The sequence below is a fragment of the Comamonas brasiliensis genome, from assembly GCF_018292285.1.
Lineage (GTDB): Bacteria > Pseudomonadota > Gammaproteobacteria > Burkholderiales > Burkholderiaceae_C > Comamonas > Comamonas brasiliensis.
Genome location: NZ_JAANES010000001.1, coordinates 424,855 through 444,820, shown reverse-complemented (window position 1 = coordinate 444,820; position 19,966 = coordinate 424,855). Strand labels below are relative to the sequence as shown.

Below are 19,966 nucleotides of genomic sequence, written 5' to 3'. Positions count from 1 at the left end.
ATGCCTGCCGGCCATGCACGGATGCATGGCTCGGTGGCTTCGGGGTCTGCCATGCAGCAATGATCGGCTTTCCAGACAGGACGGCTCGGCCGAATTGCAGTTGCCCAAGCAGCTCTGTTGTGAGACCTGCCGCTGATTGCTGAGTATCATTTCGCCGGTGCCTCCGCAAAGCAGATGACTTGCTCGGCAAGCTCATGCAGCCGCACCCGATCAGGGCCTTGAACTCGGGTTCAAGGCAGTCACACTCGCCTCACTTCATCTTTCGTGTCAACTCCAGAACGCCAGGGATTCATTCTTACCCGCAATTGGCGGGATACACCGGCAGGCGCCGAGTTTGAATACTGGCTTGCGACGGATGACGGCCCACTGAAGGTACTGTTGACCGCCCAGACTTCAGTGGCTTTCGTCGAGACCCGGCACAGAGCTGCGGTGGATGCACAGCTTTCAACCCTGCCGGGAGTCGAGCTGCGGGAACTCTCACTGAGAAGTTTTCAGCAAGAACCGGTACTGGGTATCTATGCGAGAAACTTCCGCCAATTGCGACGGCTTGAACGCACTCTCCAGCAAAAAGGCATTCCTCTTCTGGAGGCCGATGTTCGGCCACATGAACGCTATTTGATGGAGCGTTTCATCACTGCAGGCGTCACTGTGCAGGGCGGTCGCACAGCAAATGCCGCGCTGCTGGACTGCAGGCTGGCTCCCGCACCGGATTTCAGGCCAGCACTCAAAGTGGTGTCACTGGACATAGAGACAAGCCAGCACCAGGAGCTGTATTCGATCGCACTGGACGGCATGGCTGAGCGCGTGGTGTTCATGCTCGGGCAGCCCTCTTCCGAGCCAGAACCGACGACGAACTTTGCTCTGGTGTATTGCTCAAGCCGCCAGGAGATGATCAAGCAGCTCAATGACTGGTTTGCGCGCAACGACCCGGATGTCATCGTTGGCTGGAACGTCATTCAGTTCGACCTGCGCGTGTTGCAAAAGACGGCAGACGACTGCGAGATCCCTTTGCTGCCGGGGCGGGAACGAACACCCATCGCGTGGCGCACCCACCCAGGCAAGCAAGGCTATCTTTTCGCTCCCATGCCGGGCCGGGCGGTGATCGACGGCATCGAGGCCCTCAGGGCCGCCGTCTGGAGCTTTTCCTCCTTCAGCCTCGAGAACGTCTCGCAGGAACTCCTGGGTGAGGGAAAGGAGATCGGGGACGAATACGACAAGATGGCAGAGATAGAGCGGCGCTACCAGCAGGACAAGCCTGCGCTCGCCAGCTACAACCTGCGCGACTGTGAGCTGGTTCTGCGCATCTTCGAAAAGGCGAAGCTGCTGCAGTTTGCCATGGAGCGAGCCCACGCCACAGGCCTGCAGCTCGATCACTTCGGCGGCTCCATCGCCTCCTTCAGCCACCACTATCTGCCGCGCATGCATCGCCTGGGCTACGTGGCCCCCAATGTGGGCGATGTCCAGGGCAAATCGTCCCCAGGAGGCTATGTGCTGGACTCCAAGCCCGGCTTCTATGACTCCGTGGTGGTTCTGGACTACAAAAGCCTCTATCCCTCAATCATTCGGACCTTTCTCGTGGATCCCGTAGGCCTGACCGAAGGCTTGCATGCCCGCGATTCCCTGGGGCTCATCAAAGGCCCCTTGGGCACGCTCTTCTCGCGCGAGAAGCATGGCCTGCCGGAAATCGTGACCCGGCTGTGGCGAGCCCGCGACGAAGCCAAACGAGCCAAGAACGAACCCTTGTCCCAGGCCCTCAAGCTGGTGATGAATTCGTTCGCCGGAGTACTGGGAGCTTCCGAGTGCCGGTTCTTCAATCCCAAGCTGATTTCGGCCATTACCTTGCGCGGCCATGAGATGGTGAAGCTCACGAGGGATCTGGTGGAGCAACGCGGGTACGAAGTCATCTACGGGGACACGGACTCCATTTTCATCTGGCTCAAGCGCACCCATAGCAACGAGGAGGCACACGCCGTCGCGGCGGAGCTGGCCAGGGACATCAACGCCTGGTGGACGCAAACCTTGCGGCAGGAACAGGACCTGGAGAGCTTTCTCGAAATCGAGTTCGACACGCACTACAAGAAGTTCTTCATGCCCACCATCCGTGGCTCGGACATTGGCAGCAAGAAGCGCTACGCCGGCCTGAGCATCGATCTTGCCGGCAAAGAGACGATGATCTATCGGGGCCTGGAGATGGCGCGAAGCGACTGGACGCCGCTGGCAAGACAGTTCCAGGAGGGCTTGCTCTCCCGCGTCTTCCAGGCCGCTCCTTACCGCGAGTTCGTCATCGAGTACGCCCGTGCGACGCTGGCGGGCAAGAAGGACGAGCTGCTTATCTATCGCAAGCGCCTGCGGCACCGCCTGGATGCCTATGTGAGCAACGTGCCGCCGCAGGTGCGTGCCGCTCGCATCGCGGACGAGTACAACGACCGCATGGGCAGGCCCCGGCAATACCAGAACGGCGGCTGGATCCAGTACCTCATGACCAAGAATGGCCCCGAGCCTTTGGAAATCCGCCGCTCGGGCATCGACTACGAGCACTATCTGGCGAAACAGATCAAGCCGATCGCCGACTCGATCCTGTTCCCTCTTGGCGAGGACTTCGCCACCCTGACATCCTCTCAGCGAGAGCTGTTTGAGTGATCCAGGCCCTTGCCTTGACGCTCCTAGGCCTTAGGAAATGGAAGCTCGCGCGGTGTATGGCCGCTCAGCTTGGCGATGGCATTGGCAAAAGCCGGTGCCAGCGGCGGCACACCTGGTTCACCCATGCCGGTGGGGGCATCGGCACTGGGCACGATATGCACAGTGATTGCAGGCATGTCCGTCAAGCGGGCCACGGTGTAATCATTGAAGTTGCCCTGCTCCACCTGACCATCCTTGAATGTGATCGCAGCGCCGGGCAAGCACATGCCAAGGCCCATCAAGGCTCCGCCTTGCACCTGAGCCTCCACACTGCGCGGGTTGACCGCCAGATTGCAGTGCACGCCTGCGGTGACTGCATGCAGCTTGGGAGCGCCCTCAGTCACGGATGCCTCCACCACATAGGCGACCACCGAGTCGAAAGACTGATGCACGGCCACGCCCCAGGCCCTGCCCTCGGCCAGCTGCCGCTTTCCGTAGCCCGACTTTTCCACCGCCAGCTGCAGTGCAGCCTTGTGGCGCGGATGGCGGTCGCCAAACTGCTCTAGCCTATACGCGACAGGATCTTGTTTGACCGCCCGGGCAATCTCGTCAATCAAGGTCTCCATCACATAGGCAGTGTGGGTAGATCCCACGCTACGCCACCAGAGTACCGGCGCATTGAGTTCGGGATGATATACCGACAGTCGCATCGGCAGGTCATAGGGCTCCTTCATGCCTTCAACCGTGGTGGTATCCACGCCGTTCTTGAGCATGAAACCTTCAAACGCAGTGCCCTTGGCAAGCGACTGGCCCACGATCACATGGTCCCAGGCAAGCACCCGCCCCTTCTCGTCAAAGCCTATCTCGGCGCGATGCACATGCATGGGCCTGTAATAGCCTCCCTTGACATCGTCCTCGCGGCTCCAGATCATGCGCACCGGGGCGTCGATACCCGAGGCTCTGGCGGCCTTGGCAATCTCGCAGGCTTCTGCCACATAGTCGCTGCGCGGATTGGCACGGCGTCCGAAGCCACCGCCCGCCATCTGCACATTGACGCGGACATTCTGCGGTGCCACGCCGAGCACGCGCGCAGCCGTTGCCACTTCCCAGCCCGGAGCCTGCGTACCCAGCCAAAGCTCGACCCTGGCGTCCTTTCCGGCTCCTGTTACACGTACCGTGCAGTTCAGCGGCTCCATCGGAGTGTGGGCAAGATAGGGAAACACATATTCGGCGCTGATTTTGTGCGCCGCATCGCCCAGCGCCGAAACATCGGCATCAAACTTCCGCTTGGCAAGTTCACGATACTGGGCCAATTGCTGCACCGAATCGACTTTGCCTACAGCGCTGCTGTCCCACTGGACCTTCAAGGCATCACGTCCTTGCTTGGCAGGCCAATAGCCATCGGCCAGCACCGCGACCAGCTCGCCGCCCCACACGCTGGGCACACGCAGTACCGCGCGCACGCCCTTGATGGCCTTGGCGGCCGCATCGTCCACCGACTGGATCTTGCTGCCATACACTGGCGGATGCGCCACCACCGCAGTCAGCATTCCAGGCAGATGCATGTCGATGCCGTAGGACTGCCTGCCGCTGGACTTGGCGCGTGCATCGAGCCGTCCCGTGGCCCGGCCGATGATGCGAAAGTCCTTGGTGTCCTTGAGCTCCACCTGCTGCGGGACCGGCATCTTCATGGCTTCATCGGCCAGCTCGCCGTAACCCAGCTTTTTGCCCTTGGGACCGATCACCTGCCCTGCCTGCGTGCGCAAGGACTGTGGGTCCACGCCCCAACGTCTGGCAGCCGTAGCCAACAGCATGGCGCGGGTGCGCGCACCCAGCTCCCGGTACTGGACATAGGAGTTCTTGATGGCGGTGGAGCCGCCCGTCAAGTGCATTCCCATGACGGGGTCCACATAGGCGGGATCGGCATTGCCGTGCACGCCCTGCACCTTGGACCAATCGGCGTCCAGCTCTTCAGCCAGCACCATGGGCAGGCCGGTTTGCACGCCCTGGCCAAATTCCAGGCGGTTGATCGTGATCGTCACCACACCATCACGACCGATCTTCACGAAAGCCGAGGGCTGCTGGATGGGCTTGAGCGCGCTGACTGCAACCTGCTCGTCGCTCCTCGTCTGGGCCGGTGCAGCGGCGGGGAATATGCCCAACGCAAAACCAGAGGCCGTCGCCAGCTTGAGAAACTCGCGTCGCTCGAGCTTCGAGCCGGCATCCAGCGTGTCAGCTGCGAGCGCACGCAGACCTTTGGGCAGATCTGCAAAAAAATGCTGAGGAATAGGCATGGGATGTACTCCTTCTTCTTCAGGCCGACAGGTCTTTGGCCGCATCGTGGATGGCTGCACGGATGCGTGCATAGGTTCCGCAGCGGCAGATATTGCCCGCCATGGCAGCATCGATATCAGCATCGCTGGGTCGGCGATTGCTGTGGAGCAGCGCGGTGGCACTCATGATCTGCCCACTTTGGCAATAGCCGCATTGAGCCACGTCGTGACGCACCCATGCATCCTCGACAGCCTTGCCCACCTTGTCTGCGGCCTGCGCTTCGATGGTGGTGATCTTCTGCCCCTGAGCCGCCGAGACGGGCGTGATGCACGATCGTATGGCCTGGCCGTTCAGATGTACGGTGCAAGCGCCGCACATGGCCATGCCGCAACCAAACTTGGTCCCGGTCATGCCCAGCGTGTCGCGCAAGGTCCAGAGGATGGGCGTTGAAGGATCCACATCGGCCGATACGGGCTTGCCGTTGAGAGTGAATTTGACGGGCATGGGGTGCTTTCTTTCTTGCTTTTCAACACGGGAACTACCGCGCGAGCTTGGGGGAGTCACGCGAAGCAGAGGCAGTGTGCGACAGGCAATGCAAAAGAAAAAGCCAAGCAATCTATCTATGTTATTAAGCTTTACTTAAAAATAGACGGCATGAAGCCCGAAATACTTGCCTATCTGGCAGCCTTTGAGCAGGTGGCCCAGCATCGCAGCCTGACCTATGCAGCCCATGCCATGGGAGTCACGCCCGCCGCACTGTCCCAAACCATCAAAAAGCTGGAAACCCGTCTGGATGTGCGCTTGTTCGATCGGACAACGCGCAGCGTCAATCTGACGGAGGCAGGAAGAATCTATCTGGAGCGCATCTCACCGGCTCTCGCCAACTTGCGCGAGGCGACCGAGGATCTTCAACTCCAGGCCGGCGTAGAAGGCGGCACCTTGCGCCTTACCATATCTCACCCTGCAGGCAAGGTGCTGGTCGAACCCATGCTCGCAGAATTCTTTGCACACCATCCGCACATTCATGTCGAGCTGGTCTATGACGATGGCTTTGTGGACATCGTGCGCGAAGGCTTCGACATCGGCATACGCAATGGCGAATCGCTGGAAGGCGATATGGTGGCCATGCCGCTCACTCAGGACCTGACCATGAGCTTTGGCGCATCTCCTGCCTACCTCCAGGCACATGGCGTTCCGCAACACCCTGATGAGTTGGAGCATCATCAATGCATCAACTACCGCATGAGCAGCAGCGGCGCCGTCTACAAATGGGAATTCAATATCGACGGCAAACTGTGCGAACGCGCCGTGAGCGGACCGCTGACCGTCAACCATGGCGAGACGGCCATGCGCGCGGCCCTTGACGGCGTCGGTCTGATTACCGGCTGGCGCGACTCCATGAGCGGCGCCTTCCATGCCGGCCAGCTGGTTGAGGTGCTGAAGCCCTATTGGGCAAGCTTCCCGGGCTTTTATGCCTATTACCCGCACCGCACGCACCTGCCTCTCAAGACCCGGATATTTCTTGATTTTCTGGTCCGCCATGTGCAGCGAAACGGCTTTTCCAATGCAGCGGATGGGAAATGGCGCCCCTGACTTCATCCTGCTTCTGTGGGTTGCCAGAACCGTGGCCACCTGCCTTCTGCGACGTGCCGAGCCAGCGCAGCCAATCCTCACAGGACTGAAACAACGCTGCGCCGGCTGATGCTTGGCAACCAGCAAAACGCGATTCACGTGCAAACGTTGCCAACGGTCATGCGCCCATCGCTCATGACGTCTTTCAAGCAAGAAGACACTCCACTCCTGCAGGCCTGGCCCGATGGAGCGTTGTACGGATCGAATGCCTGAGCGTATGCCCACCTGTCGAACAGCCGTTGCGCAAGTGCCAGCCGAGATGGATAAGCTCCAGCAGCGCCTCAGCGCTGCGCCAATTGCTGGCACTGTCGGCGACGCCAGACAGACTCGCGCACCTCCTTGACCTCGTCGAACACGACCTTGTACTGGCACACCAGCAGATTGCCGGATTGCGGTTGACGCAGCTTGAAGTTGTAGTCCCACTCCTGCCCCCTGGATCCGGCAGTTCGCGCCAAGGGCTCTCCCAGCGTCTGCAGCACCTTCTCCTGAGCCATTCCGGGCTGAATAGAGCGGATGCCGCCCAACTGCTCAGCCAGCACGCCATCGCGGGCAAAGTCCGTCTTCATGTCTGCGTACCCCACCTTGACGTCGGAATACTGCAGCTTCTCGGGATTGCTGACAGCATCCTCCGGGTTGCCACGCGCCGCTGCAGGCAAGGCGATGCAAGCTGCTGCCAGCACCAGAGTGGAAAGGCGGAAGGTAGATTCAATCATGCTCATGGCATCCTCTTTCATCAAAATAGAAACCCGCATTGCGGGGCTTCAGCGCTCGCGCAAGGCCTCGCGCGCCTTGTTCAGCGGCTTGGTCAAATAGTCCCAGACGGTTTTTCGGCCCGTGCGGATATCGGTAGCGGCCACCATGCCCGGCACAATCGGCATGCGCTGGCCGGCCTTGTTCACCAGAACGTCCGAGTCGGTGCGCACCAGGACCGGGTAATAGACGATTTCGGGCTTGACCTCGTCACGCTGGGTGTCCGGTGCAATCGTCACCACCTGCCCTTTGAGGCCGCCATAGACCGCATAGTCGTATGCGGTGACCTTGACCAACGCCTCCTGCCCGGGACGAATGAAGGCGATATCGCGCGGCGAGATATGAGCCTCCACCAGCAACTGGTCATCCAGGGGAACCAACGCCATCAGCAGACCGTTGGGAGGCACCACGCCACCAATGGTCGTGACCTGCAGGCTCTTGACCACGCCCCGCACGGGCGACTGCAGTGTCAGGCGCTCCAGCGAATCCGCGCGCCCGCGCACCACCGAGGACAGAGACTTCGCCTCTGCATCCGCCTTGGCCAACTCCTCGCGGCTGCGCACCATATAGCCGGAGCGCGCCTCGGCAATCTTCAGCTCCAGCTCCGCTCCCTGGCGTTGCAAGCGGATGAGCTCAACGCTGCTGGCCGCACCGCTGGCCTGCAGCGACTGGGTGATGCCCAGCTCCTTGCGCACCAACGCCAGTGCCTGACTCAGGCCTCCCACGGTGTCGTTCAGCGCCGCACGGCGCGAACGGAACAGTGCGCTCTCCGACGCTTTGAGCTGCTCATGGGCCTGCAGCTCCTGCGGAAACTGCAGGCTGTCGCGGCCCTCGACCTCGGCACGCAGGCGTACGCTGGCAGCCAGGGCGGCTCGGTAGCGGGCCGCCGTTTCCTCCACGCTGGATTCACCGCGTGTAGGCTCCAGCTTGGCCAGCACCTGGCCCTTTTCCACGATGTCTCCCTCTCGCACCAGAAGCTCGGCCAGAATGCCGCCCTCCAGAGACTGGATGCGCTGCTCACGCGAAGATGGAATCACCTTGCCGCCGCCGTTGGACACCTCGTCGATCTCGAAGAACCAGGCCCAGGCCAGAAAGGCCAGCACGAAGGCCGTGACCCACCACACCACACGGTCCGAGCGGCTTGCGCGCACCTCGTCAAAGTCGCCTATGGCCGGCATGGCGCCACGCAGACGCGCAGGAGCGCCCGAAAGCTCGGGTGATGACGTGCGCGCTGGCGCAGCTTCGGTGGCTGTCGGGAATGCCCCGACGGATTTGCTGGTCTGTGTCATTCCTGCACCTCCTCCACAGAGGACAGCCTTGTCTGCGGCTGCACGGCCACCTTCATGCGTGCGCTCTGCACGACGCGAACACTCTGGGCTGCCGGCTGGGCTGCGCCATTCAGGCGCTTGAGAACCTCATCTCGCGCGCCCTGCAGCACCACCTGGCCTTTATCCACCACGATGATCTTGTCCACCACCTGCAGCACAGCGGGCCGGTGCGTGGCCACAACCAGGGTGCGCCCCGGCGCAAGCTTGCGCAACCGCGCGATCACATCGCGCTCGGCCACATCGTCCAGCGCCGCCGTAGGTTCATCCAGCAACAGCACCCGCGGCTGACGCAACAGCAGGCGTGCCAGCAACAGGCTCTGGCGCTGTCCTCCCGATAGGCCCAAGCCCCCCTCCATCACCATGTGATCCAGGCCAGTGGGCAAGGTCTGTACAAAGGACCAGGCGCCTGCATCCAGCAACGCGGTCATCAATTCCCCATCGCTGGCATGGGGCGCGCCCAGCAGCAGGTTCTCACGCAAGGAACCATAAAACAGACGCGCATTCTGGGTCAGCAAGCTCACGTCACGGCGCAGGTCGGCGGGGTCAATGTGGGCCAAGGCCACGCTGTCCAGCAGCACCCGTCCGGCCATCGGCTCAATCAGACCCGACAGAGCCTGCAGCAGCGTCGACTTGCCCGCACCGTTGCGCCCCAGGATGGCGATGCGCTCACCGGCCGCAATCTGCAGCTGCTTGACCTGAAGCGCGGGAGTCTTGCCGTCATAGCTGAACACGGCTTCGCTGAAATCGTAGCGCCCCTCAATGACGGGGCGGTGGATACGGCTGCCATCCTCGGCGTGATCCACCGGCAGGCGCATGAGTTGATCCAGCCCGTCACTGGCCATCTTGGCCTGCTGCCAGCGGTTGAGCACGCCGGTCACGCTGGACAAGGGAGCCAGCATGCGACTGACCAGGATGGAGGATGCGACCAGCACGCCGGTGCTCATCTCGCCGCGCATCACCTGGGGTGCGCCAAAGAACACCACAAAAGCAAAAGCGCTGCCCTGCACCGTCTGCATCCAGTTGCTCAGACCATGCAGAAGCGCTCGCAGCTTCAGACCTGCCTCGGCGTTCACTGCGTTGAAGTGGTTCCACTGATTCTGAAAGCGCGGCTCGGCCTGCAGCAGCTTGATGTCCTCAATGCCCTGCACGGTCTCCACCAGCATCGCGTTGCGCAGCGCCGATTCGCGCATGCTGGCCTGGGCCAGCTTGCGCAGGCGCTTTTGCGCCAACAGGCTGGGCGCCAGCAGCAGGACAAAAGCTGCCAATGGCACCCAGACCAATGCGCCTGCGATCATCCAGAAGATGAAGCAGAACAGCAGAAAGAAAGGCAGATCGGCCACTGCAGCGGCCGTGGTGGAGGTCAGCATCTCGCGCACTGGCTCCAGCTCACGGATCTGCGCCACGAAAGTGCCCGTGGCACGTGGGCGGGCGCTGCTCTTCACTCTTAGCGCGTGTCCGAAGACTCGATCCGATATACGCAAATCTGCCCGTTTTCCCAGCATGTCGGTAATGTGCATTCGCGCCGAGCGCATGGCCCAGGCAAATGCGATGGACAGCAAGACTCCGCCGAACAGCACGTACAGCGTAGGCTCGGACTGGGACGGAACCACGCGGTCATAAACCTGCATGGAGAACAGAATGCCGCCCAGGGCCATCAGATTGGTGATGAACGAGGCCAGCAGAATGTGGCCGTAGGGTCTCAGGTCGGCAAACACGATGTCGCGCAACCAATGACTCTCCACCGGGCGCAGGTAGCCGTCCACGCGCGAATCGGGGGCAGACTGCAGCGGACGCAGCACCGCCATCACCTCCACCTCGGACTGCAACTCGGCCGGCGTGTACGTGCTCTCACCACCCTCGTCGCCGCTCAGCAGCAGGCGCAGGCCGTCTTCGGCCAGCGCCGTGACGACAGCCACCTGCCCACCGCGCAGTTGCAGGACCAGGGGCAGGCGCCAGGCCGTGAGCCGCTGCAGGTCTGGAGCCACCTCGGTCACTGTCAAGCCCGCCTGCCTGGCCATCTGACGTATGCATTGACGTAGGTCCTCGGCCGACAGCTCGCCATCAGCCGCCCAGGCCGCATCCACACACAGGCGTTCACGCGAGGTGTCGATCTGATAATGCGCGGCCGCTGCCAGTATCGCTTCCAGCCATCCCTGCATGAGTAGCGACTGCGGCCCGGCACCAGCCGGCCTCCGATGACCCTGATTCATCGACCCGTTCATCGCATCACTCCTTGGCTCGCATCCCGGAACCGGGTATCGAGCGAAAACTCATCCGCCAACCGTCCGCTCTGGTACCAGCACTCCACAGCCAGCCTCTGCAGGTCATGGGCGTTGTCCACCTGCTCGAAACGTGCGCCGTGGTATTCCTGCTCGGCATTGAGCAGATCCAGCAGCGAGCGTGTGCCCAATTGCAGGTATTGCTCACGGTACAGATCACGCGTGATGCGGATGCTGGAGATACGCTCGTCCACCACCGGCTGACGCTCCCGTAAGCCCAGGCTCTGGTCCTGTGCATCACGCAGCGACTGCCGAGCCTGGAGCTCGGCGTTGGCCACCGCCGCGTCTGCGGCCTCCAGCGCGTGCCCTGCTGCGCGCTGACGGGCCTGGTTGCGCCCGCCCTCGAACAGCGGTGCCGATACATTGAACATCACGCGCATATCCAGATCAGGGTAGCCAGCCGGGCGCGAGGCAGCGGTAAGCCCGCGCGAGGCTGAGCCATCCACCGAGAGCGTAGGCATCAGTTGTGCGTCAGCGGCCTTCAACTCGGCCAGGGCCAGCGTCCGCTGGCCCTGGGCTCGGCGCACCGCCGCCGTGGGCACCACCTGCGCAGCAGTGCAGGCCCGGGGCAGGGCATCCGGCATACCGCTATTTCCTGCACTCACGGCGGGTGGCGCCTGCAATCCGGTCAGAGTCATCAGCCGCGCCTGCCAGCGGCGCGCCTGCGCTTCGTAATTGATCAGCTGGCCGCGTGCACCATCCATGCGCGACTGCGCCTGCATAAAGTCCGAACGGGTGCTGGCACCTTTGACCTGACGCTCCCGTGCCAGCTCCGCCAGCACACCCACACCCTCCAGCTGACTTTTCGCAATCGCAACCATGGCCTGCTGGCGGCGCAGCTCCACCCAGGCTTGCGCGGCCTCGCGCGCCACATCGTCGGTGGACAGATACAGCTGCGCCTGAGCAACCTCGATACCCGCCTCGGCCTGCTTCACTGCGCTGTCCACCTTGCCGAAGTCATACAGCATCTGCGACACCGAAACGCTGGCGTCATACACGCGCCGCGAGGTATAGGGGTAGACATCGCGATTGTTTACCTGTGCACCCACCCCGCCCTTGACCTGCGGGTAATAGCCCGCGCGGGCCGAAGCCAAGCCCTCATCCGCTCCCTGCAATTGCCCCTGCGCCGTACGCACGGCAGGGTGCCATGCCACAGCCGCCTGCACCGCTGCACGCATATCCATGTCTTGGCCCGCAGCAGCAGCATTGGCCCACCCCGCTGCACAAGCCAGCGCGACCGCTGCGGCAACCTGCTGCATGAAAACCAGAGGGAGTTTGGACTTGATCGACATATCCATCGCTATCGCTATTTCTCAGCTTGGCATCGCGGCACCATGGCGCGATCACCGTTCCGCGTCGCGGCATCCAGCCTGCGACACAGCTTGTTTGTTTTTCTTGTTTGCTCTTGCTTACATAGCTGACTGCGCATTCAGTACGGCGTTTCAAGCATTTTTGATGCTAAAAACTCCGTACCTCATGCGCTGGCAGCTATCAAGTTTGATAAGCCATCAAACATGCACCGGCTGGTGCAGCTCTTCCTCTGGCAAAGGAGCTGGCATATACAAAGCAAGGTCCTGTGATACAGCTACAGGGGCAATTGCGGCTGAAGGAGCTTGCGCCGAGTCCAGGCCACCGATCTCAGCTGCAGCCTCGTCCTTGGACTGCAGCACATCGTGCAGCGCAGGCAGCGTCGCAGCAGGCTCGTCCGCATCTGTATGCAGGGCATCGAGATGCTCCAGGTCCAGGCTCATGGCCATCAACGGCGACGCATACGCAGGCTTGGGGCCGGGATCGCCACCGTCGTAGACCACCTTCACATCCTTGACAGTCGATGCCTGGTCGCCATCTCCGTCCTGGATGGTGTAGCCAAAGCGATCCCAGTAGGAAGCCAGCGCCTTGCCTTCATAGATGAACTTGGCCGTATCGAACTCCACAGTCAACGAGCCACCTGCGGCTGTCTTGATGGTGATGATGTGCTTGGCTGCGTCATAGGTGTAGGTTCCCGAGGCCGGGTTGCCCGTCACCTGCAGAGCCTGCCCGGGCAGATAGGTGTAGGTGACGCCGTCGACCTCCAGCACATTGACAAAACCGCCGTCGGCACCAAAGCCTTCCACGGTGCTGTCGAGCTCGCCGCGCAGCGAGCCCTCCTGCCTGGGCAGCTGGATCAGGTTCTGCAGCGTGGAGTTCAGCTCTGCCGCCGAAGTGGCCAGAACCACTGCGTTCTCCGATCCCGCCGCACCGTTGTAGGCGATAGGATCGATATTCGGGACATCGCCCGCCTGGATACCGCCGAAGCCCACACCCACGGAATTGATGTGGTGCTGTGTCACAAAGGCCTCCCAGGCTGTCTGCTGAGTTGCAGTCACCGGACCGTTCGTAGGTACACCATCGGTGACGAAGTAGGAGACGTTCTGCACCCCCTCCCCGGTCAGCTTGCCCACATTGTCGCTAAAGCCATTGCTCCCCATCACCGCATCAAGGGCCGCCTTGTAGCTCGTGCCGCCAGTGGCCTGCAAAGCCTTGATGGCCGAAATAGCATCCGAGGCACTCATCCAGTTGGCCCTGGCATTGCCTCCCGTGCTGAAAGTCACCAGCTTGACCGCCACATCGCCGTACTCGTCGTACTTTTTGATCAGATCTTCAAGCGCCTTCTTGGCCAGATTCAGGCGGTTGTTCGGATCATTGGGAAGCTGTGTACTGCCGCTGCCCACGAAGTTCATGCTGCCCGACAGGTCAAGCACGATCATCACATTGGTCTGCAGCTTGGCCAGGTTGATCGCCAACTCGGCGTCATCGCTGAGTGCCGGCACATCGTCCTTGACCTCCACAGTGAACCCGATCTCGCTGTCCTGCTTGCCATCGTGAACAATGGCTTTGAAATCCAGATCCAGCTTGTTTTCACCGCTGCCCGTCGCATGGTCCACAGGGCCTTTGAGGGTGACCGTGTAGCTTGCCTCGTACTTGCCGCCAACCTCGGTCAGGGCTCCGACCTTGACGGTCATGACCTCCTTGGCACCAGCCATGCCGGTCAGCGTGCTGGAGCTGGCATCCCAGCTCCAAGTCACCGCCACACCGCCCGAAGTGATGCTGCCGTCCGCTGGGCCCTCAATCTCCAGCGAGAAGGTGTTGATGTCTGGAGTCTTGTCCGCATCGGTAAAGGTGATCTTGCCCGCGGCGGTGGTTGTGCTGCTCGGGTCATCCTTGATGCCTCCGACCAGCGCCTCCTCCGCAACATGCAATACCTTGTCTTCGGGCTCAATCACCAACACCGGGGCGTTGTCGTTCAGGTCCTTTTCCCTGAGCGTGACAGTGACTTCGGTCTTTCCGCCCTCGTTATCGGTCGCCACCACCGTGATCGTCTGGCTATTGCTGCCTTGCTCGAAGTCATTGGCTTGAGACGCTGCTCCAGCCGCTGTCAACGTGATCTCACCAGTCGTCGCATCAATCGCATACCAGCCATTGGGGTCGCTGTCCGGATCGATGCTGTAGCTCACCGATGTGCTGTCGGCATCGGTAGCCTTCACCTGGCCCAGCAATTGGCCGGCAGCGCTGTTCTCGTCGTACTCGAAGCTATAGTTCGTCACGGGCGGTTCGCCCGGATCGCCTGGATCGACAAACACTGGCGGCTGGCTCACCGTCACGGTGACATCAGCCGTCTCGGGCGTGCCGCCATCGGTCTGCGCCGTGTAGCTGAAGCTGGCATCGCCGCTGAAGCCGTCGGCTGGCGTGAACACCAGTTGGCCGCCCACCAGCTTGACGCTGCCGTCGGCCACGGCCACGGTGCCGCCTTCGGCGATGGCGGTGCCGTTGACGTGGGTGATGTGCTGGTTCTGTCCTTCAAACAGGTCGTTGCCCAGCACATCGATGGTGACGGACTTCTCAAAGCCGGTCGTGGCAGCATCGTCGAACGCATCCTGCTCGGGCGTGACATTGACGGTCACCGTGGTGCTGGTCTTGCCGCCCTTGCCGTCATCGAGTTCGATGGTGAAGCTGTCCGAGCCGCTCCAGTCCTTGTTGGGCGTGTAGCTGTAGCTGCCGTCCGGGTTCACCGTCACGCTGCCATGGCCGGGATCGCTCTTCTTGGTGTAGGTGATGGCGTTGCCATCGGCGTCGGTGCCCGTGACCTTGCCGTTGATGCTGGCCTGGTCTTCGGTGCCGGTGACGGTGTACTGGCCCGTGGCCGGATCGAAGTTCTGGCCAGGGACATAGTCAGGATCGCCGGGGTTGAGCCCTTCGTTGGGATCGGTGGGTTCGGGCAGTTGGTTGGCCGCCACGGTCACGGTGACGTTGGCCTGCTCGGGCGTGCCGCCATCGGTCTGCGCCGTGTAGCTGAAGCTGGCATCGCCGTTGAAGCCGTCCGCAGGAGTGAACACCAGTTGGCCACCCACCAGCTTGACGCTGCCGTCGGCCACGGCCACAGTGCCGCCTTCGGCGATGGCTGTGCCGTTGACGTGGGTGACGTGCTGGTTCTGTCCTTCAAACAGGTCGTTGCCCAGCACGTCAATGGTCACGGTCTTCTCAAAACCCGTGCTCGCCGTGTCGTCGAACGCATCCTGCTCGGGCGTGACGTTGACCGTCACCGTGGTCGTGGTCTTGCCGCCCTTGCCGTCATCGAGTTCGATGGTGAAGCTGTCCGAGCCGCTCCAGTCCTTGTTGGGCGTGTAGCTGTAGCTGCCGTCCGGGTTCACCGTCACGCTGCCATGGCCGGGATCGCTCTTCTTGGTATAGGTGATGGTGTTGCCATCGGCGTCGGTGCCCGTGACCTTGCCGTTGATGCCGGCCTGGTCTTCGTTGCCAGTGACGGTGTACTGGCCCGTGGCCGGATCGAAGCTCTGGCCGGGGACATAGTCCGGGTCGCCGGGGTTGAGCCCTTCGTTGGGATCGGTGGGTTCAGGCAGTTGGTTGGCTGCCACGGTCACCGTGACATTGGCCTGCTCGGGCGTGCCGCCATCGGTCTGCGCCGTGTAGCTGAAGCTGGCATCGCCGCTGAAGCCGTCGGCCGGTGTGAACACCAGCTTGCCGCCCACCAGCTTGACGCTGCCGTCGGCCACGGCCACGGTGCCGCCTTCGGCGATGGAGATGCCATTGACGTGGGTGATGTGCTGGTTCTGTCCTTCAAACAGGTCGTTGCCCAGCACATCAATGGTGACGGACTTCTCAAAGCCGGTCGTGGNGTCTGCGCCGTGTAGCTGAAGCTGGCATCGCCGCTGAAGCCGTCGGCCGGTGTGAACACCAGCTTGCCGCCCACCAGCTTGACGCTGCCGTCGGCCACGGCCACGGTGCCGCCTTCGGCGATGGAGATGCCATTGACGTGGGTGATGTGCTGGTTCTGTCCTTCAAACAGGTCGTTGCCCAGCACATCAATGGTGACGGACTTCTCAAAGCCGGTCGTGGCAGCATCGTCGAACGCGTCCTGCTCGGGCGTGACGTTGACGGTCACCGTGGTGCTGGTCTTGCCGCCCTTGCCGTCATCCACGATCACTTCGAAGCTGTCCGTACCCGGTCCGCTCCAGTCCTTGTTCGGGATGTAGGTGTACTTGCCGTCCGGCGTCACGACCACCGTTCCGTGAGCGGGCGGAGTGCCCAATTCATAGGTCAGCGGGTCACCGTCCTTGTCCTCGCCCGTGATCTTGCCGTTGAACGGTGTGTCCTCGCCCACGGTGACGGTGTAGCCGCCGCCAGGCGTGAACGTCTGGCCGGGGATGTAGTCCGGATCGCTGGGGTCCAGGCCTTCGTTGGGGTCGGTCGGCTCGGGCAGCTGGTTGGCCGCTACCGTGACCGTCACCTGCGCAGTCTCGGCCGTGCCGCCATCGGTCTGCGCCGTGTAGCTGAAGCTGGCATCGCCGTCGAAGCCATCGGCCGGTGTGAACACCAGCTTGCCGCCCACCAGCTTGACGCTGCCGTCGGCCACGGCCACGGTGCCGCCTTCGGCGATGGCCGTGCCGTTGACGTGGGTGATGTGCTGGTTCTGTCCTTCAAACAGGTCGTTGCCCAGCACGTCAATGGTCACAGTCTTCTCAAAACCCGTGCTCGCCGTGTCGTCAAACGCATCCTGCTCGGGCGTGACGTTGACCGTGACCGTGGTGCTGGTCTTGCCGCCCTTGCCGTCATCGAGTTCGATGGTGAAGCTGTCCGAGCCGCTCCAGTCCTTGTTGGGCGTGTAGCTGTAGCTGCCGTCCGGGTTCACCGTCACGCTGCCATGGCCGGGATCGCTCTTCTTGGTATAGGTGATGGTGTTGCCATCGGCGTCGGTGCCCGTGACCTTGCCGTTGATGCTGGCCTGGTCTTCGTTGCCGGTGACGGTGTACTGGCCCGTGGCCGAATCGAAGCTCTGGCCGGGGACATAGTCAGGGTCGCCGGGGTTGAGCCCTTGGTTGGGATCGGTGGGTTCGGGCAACTGATTGGCCGCCACGGTCACGGTGACGTTGGCCGTCTCGGGCGTGCCGCCATCGGTCTGCGCCGTGTAGCTGAAGCTGGCATCGCCGCTGAAGCCGCCCGCTGGCGTGAACACCAGTTGGCCACCCACCAGCTTGACGCTGCCGTCGGCCACGACCACGGTGCCGCCGTCGGCGATGGCGGTGCCGTTGACGTGGGTGATGTGCTGGTTCTGTCCTTCAAACAGGTCGTTGCCCAGCACATCGATGGTGACGGACTTCTCAAAGCCGGTCGTGGCAGCATCGTCGAACGCATCCTGCTCGGGCGTGACGTTGACCGTGACCGTAGTCGTGGTCTTGCCGCCCTTGCCGTCATCGAGTTCGATGGTGAAGCTGTCCGAGCCGCTCCAGTCCTTGTTGGGCGTGTAGCTATAGCTGCCGTCCGGGCTCACCGTCACGCTGCCATGGCCGGGATCACTCTTCTTGGTATAGGTGATGGCGTTGCCATCGGCGTCGGTGCCCGTAACCTTGCCGTTGATGCTGGCCTGGTCTTCGTTGCCGGCGACGGTGTACTGGCCCGTGGCCGGATCGAAGTTCTGGCCAGGGACATAGTCAGGATCGCCGGGGTTGAGTCCTTCGTTGGGATCGGTGGGTTCGGGCAGCTGGTTGGCTGCCACGGTCACGGTGACGTTGGCCTGCTCGGGCGTGCCGCCATCGGTCTGCGCCGTGTAGCTGAAGCTGGCATCGCCGCTGAAGCCGCCCGCTGGCGTGAACACCAGTTGGCCACCCACCAGCTTGACGCTGCCGTCGGCCACGGCCACAGTGCCGCCTTCGGCGATGGCTGTGCCGTTGACGTGGGTGACGTGCTGGTTCTGTCCTTCAAACAGGTCGTTGCCCAGCACATCGATGGTGACGGACTTCTCAAAGCCGGTCGTGGCAGCATCGTCAAACGCATCCTGCTCGGGCGTGACGTTGACCGTGACCGTGGTCGTGGTCTTGCCGCCCTTGCCGTCGTCCACGATCACTTCGAAGCTGTCCGTACCCGGTCCGCTCCAGTCCTTGTTCGGGGTGTAGGTGTACTTTCCGTCCGGCGTCACGACCACCGTTCCGTGAGCGGGCGGAGTGCCCAAGTCATAGGTCAGCGGGTCACCATCCTTGTCCTCGCCCGTGATCTTGCCGTTGAACGGTGTGTCCTCGCCCACGGTGACGGTGTAGCCGCCGCCAGGCGTGAACGTCTGGCCGGGGATGTAGTCAGGGTCGCCGGGGTTGAGCCCTTGGTTGGGATCGGTGGGTTCAGGCAGTTGGTTGGCTGCCACGGTCACCGTGACATTGGCCTGCTCGGGCGTGCCGCCATCGGTCTGCGCCGTGTAGCTGAAGCTGGCATCGCCGCTGAAGCCGTCGGCCGGTGTGAACACCAGCTTGCCGCCCACCAGCTTGACGCTGCCGTCGGCCACGGCCACGGTGCCGCCTTCGGCGATGGAGATGCCATTGACGTGGGTGATGTGCTGGTTCTGTCCTTCAAACAGGTCGTTGCCCAGCACATCAATGGTGACGGACTTCTCAAAGCCGGTCGTGGNGTCTGCGCCGTGTAGCTGAAGCTGGCATCGCCGCTGAAGCCGTCGGCCGGTGTGAACACCAGCTTGCCGCCCACCAGCTTGACGCTGCCGTCGGCCACGGCCACGGTGCCGCCTTCGGCGATGGAGATGCCATTGACGTGGGTGATGTGCTGGTTCTGTCCTTCAAACAGGTCGTTGCCCAGCACATCAATGGTGACGGACTTCTCAAAGCCGGTCGTGGCAGCATCGTCGAACGCGTCCTGCTCGGGCGTGACGTTGACGGTCACCGTGGTGCTGGTCTTGCCGCCCTTGCCGTCATCGAGTTCGATGGTGAAGCTGTCCGAGCCGCTCCAGTCCTTGTTGGGCGTGTAGGTGTACTTGCCGGTGCTCTTGTCGACGGTTACCGTGCCGTGAGCAGGCGGATCGCCCAGCTCATAGGTCAGCCTATCGCCGTCCGCATCCTTGCCAGTCACCTTGCCATTGAACGGCTGATCCTCACGCACCGAGACCTTGTAGCCGCCATTGCTGAATTCCTGCCCAGACACATGATCTGGCTCCCCTTGACGCAAACCATCATTGGGATCGGCATATTCGGGAGAGTGATTGACGCTCTTGCCGCCGCCGCTCGACGCAGCCAGACCACCAAGAGCCAACCCTAAAAGCCAGGGCAGCCAGGGTGCAACAGGCTCATTCGATTCGATCTCGGTGAACTCGAAGCCTTCCCAGGCCTTGCCATATTGCCCCCACCAGAGCACCCCTTGCTGATCTTCAAGGACCAGATCATTGCGCCCGTCCTCTGCATATGGCGTGAAAAATCCGTTCACATGGATTTGCTCTCCATTGACCAGCGTCAACACCAGATCATTACCGACACGCACTGACTTGGCGATCTGTTCCGGAGCAACTTTGAGAATAAGCGCAGAAGGCTTGTCCAAGACCAGACCTTGCTGAGCGGGCACGACTTTTCCACCAGATTTGTATACGGCTTCCATGAACTTCTCCTTGATTCCTGACCTTGGCAAAGTTCTGAACCCTCTACTCCGGGGTGCTCAATGCCAAACGCCCGCGAATGCTAGGAGTTAGCGATTTGCAACGCTTTTGAAAAAGCGAACATTCCATCTGCCTACCAGACAAAGACTCAAAACAAATGTCAA

At 62.0% G+C, this 19,966-nt stretch carries 9 protein-coding genes and 2 pseudogenes; 2 read left to right on the top strand and 9 right to left on the bottom strand.

The window, feature by feature from the left end:
• The first annotated feature begins 264 nt into the window (after positions 1 to 264).
• Positions 265 to 2,640, top strand: a complete 2,376-nt coding sequence (locus DJFAAGMI_RS02035) for a DNA polymerase II (RefSeq protein WP_211455753.1) — start codon at positions 265 to 267, stop codon at positions 2,638 to 2,640.
• A gap of 23 nt (positions 2,641 to 2,663) precedes the next feature.
• Here the strand turns inward: DJFAAGMI_RS02035 and DJFAAGMI_RS02030 are convergent, their stop codons facing one another.
• Complete coding sequence (locus tag DJFAAGMI_RS02030) at positions 2,664 to 4,913, bottom strand: xanthine dehydrogenase family protein molybdopterin-binding subunit (RefSeq protein ID WP_211455752.1); 2,250 nt, start codon at positions 4,911 to 4,913, stop codon at positions 2,664 to 2,666.
• A 19-nt stretch (positions 4,914 to 4,932) separates the two neighbouring features.
• Positions 4,933 to 5,397 (bottom strand): (2Fe-2S)-binding protein, encoded by a 465-nt coding sequence (locus DJFAAGMI_RS02025; protein WP_043007590.1) that lies wholly within the window; start codon positions 5,395 to 5,397, stop codon positions 4,933 to 4,935.
• Between the two features lie 150 nt (positions 5,398 to 5,547).
• On the opposite strand from DJFAAGMI_RS02025, the gene DJFAAGMI_RS02020 reads away from it, so the two are divergent.
• Entirely contained in the window at positions 5,548 to 6,486 is a 939-nt protein-coding gene (locus DJFAAGMI_RS02020; protein WP_211455751.1) for a LysR family transcriptional regulator, read from the top strand.
• A gap of 320 nt (positions 6,487 to 6,806) precedes the next feature.
• Here DJFAAGMI_RS02020 and bamE read toward each other — a convergent pair whose 3' ends face one another.
• The 7 genes and pseudogenes from bamE to DJFAAGMI_RS01980 form a co-directional block, all read right to left on the bottom strand.
• Complete coding sequence (bamE, locus tag DJFAAGMI_RS02015) at positions 6,807 to 7,244, bottom strand: outer membrane protein assembly factor BamE domain-containing protein (protein ID WP_211455750.1); 438 nt, start codon at positions 7,242 to 7,244, stop codon at positions 6,807 to 6,809.
• Positions 7,245 to 7,286: 42 nt separating this feature from the next.
• On the bottom strand, positions 7,287 to 8,564 hold the full coding sequence (locus DJFAAGMI_RS02010) for a beta-barrel domain-containing protein (RefSeq protein ID WP_419095582.1): 1,278 nt from the start codon (positions 8,562 to 8,564) through the stop codon (positions 7,287 to 7,289).
• A complete protein-coding gene (locus DJFAAGMI_RS02005) occupies positions 8,561 to 10,825 on the bottom strand; it encodes a type I secretion system permease/ATPase (protein WP_211455749.1) in 2,265 nt (754 codons plus the stop codon). Before DJFAAGMI_RS02005 ends, DJFAAGMI_RS02010 begins: the two co-directional genes overlap by 4 nt.
• Positions 10,822 to 12,174, bottom strand: coding sequence for a TolC family outer membrane protein (locus DJFAAGMI_RS02000; protein WP_249333701.1), 1,353 nt, complete (start codon positions 12,172 to 12,174; stop codon positions 10,822 to 10,824). The genes DJFAAGMI_RS02005 and DJFAAGMI_RS02000 overlap by 4 nt, the downstream gene beginning before the upstream one ends.
• 216 nt (positions 12,175 to 12,390) lie before the next feature.
• A complete protein-coding gene (locus DJFAAGMI_RS01995) occupies positions 12,391 to 16,020 on the bottom strand; it encodes an Ig-like domain-containing protein (RefSeq protein ID WP_211455748.1) in 3,630 nt (1,209 codons plus the stop codon).
• A 50-nt stretch (positions 16,021 to 16,070) separates the two neighbouring features.
• Positions 16,071 to 18,797 (bottom strand): annotated as a pseudogene (locus DJFAAGMI_RS24970) (Ig-like domain-containing protein); the annotation flags it as partial.
• 50 nt (positions 18,798 to 18,847) lie between these two features.
• Positions 18,848 to 19,804 (bottom strand): annotated as a pseudogene (locus DJFAAGMI_RS01980) (Ig-like domain-containing protein); the annotation flags it as partial.
• Positions 19,805 to 19,966 lie beyond the last annotated feature (162 nt).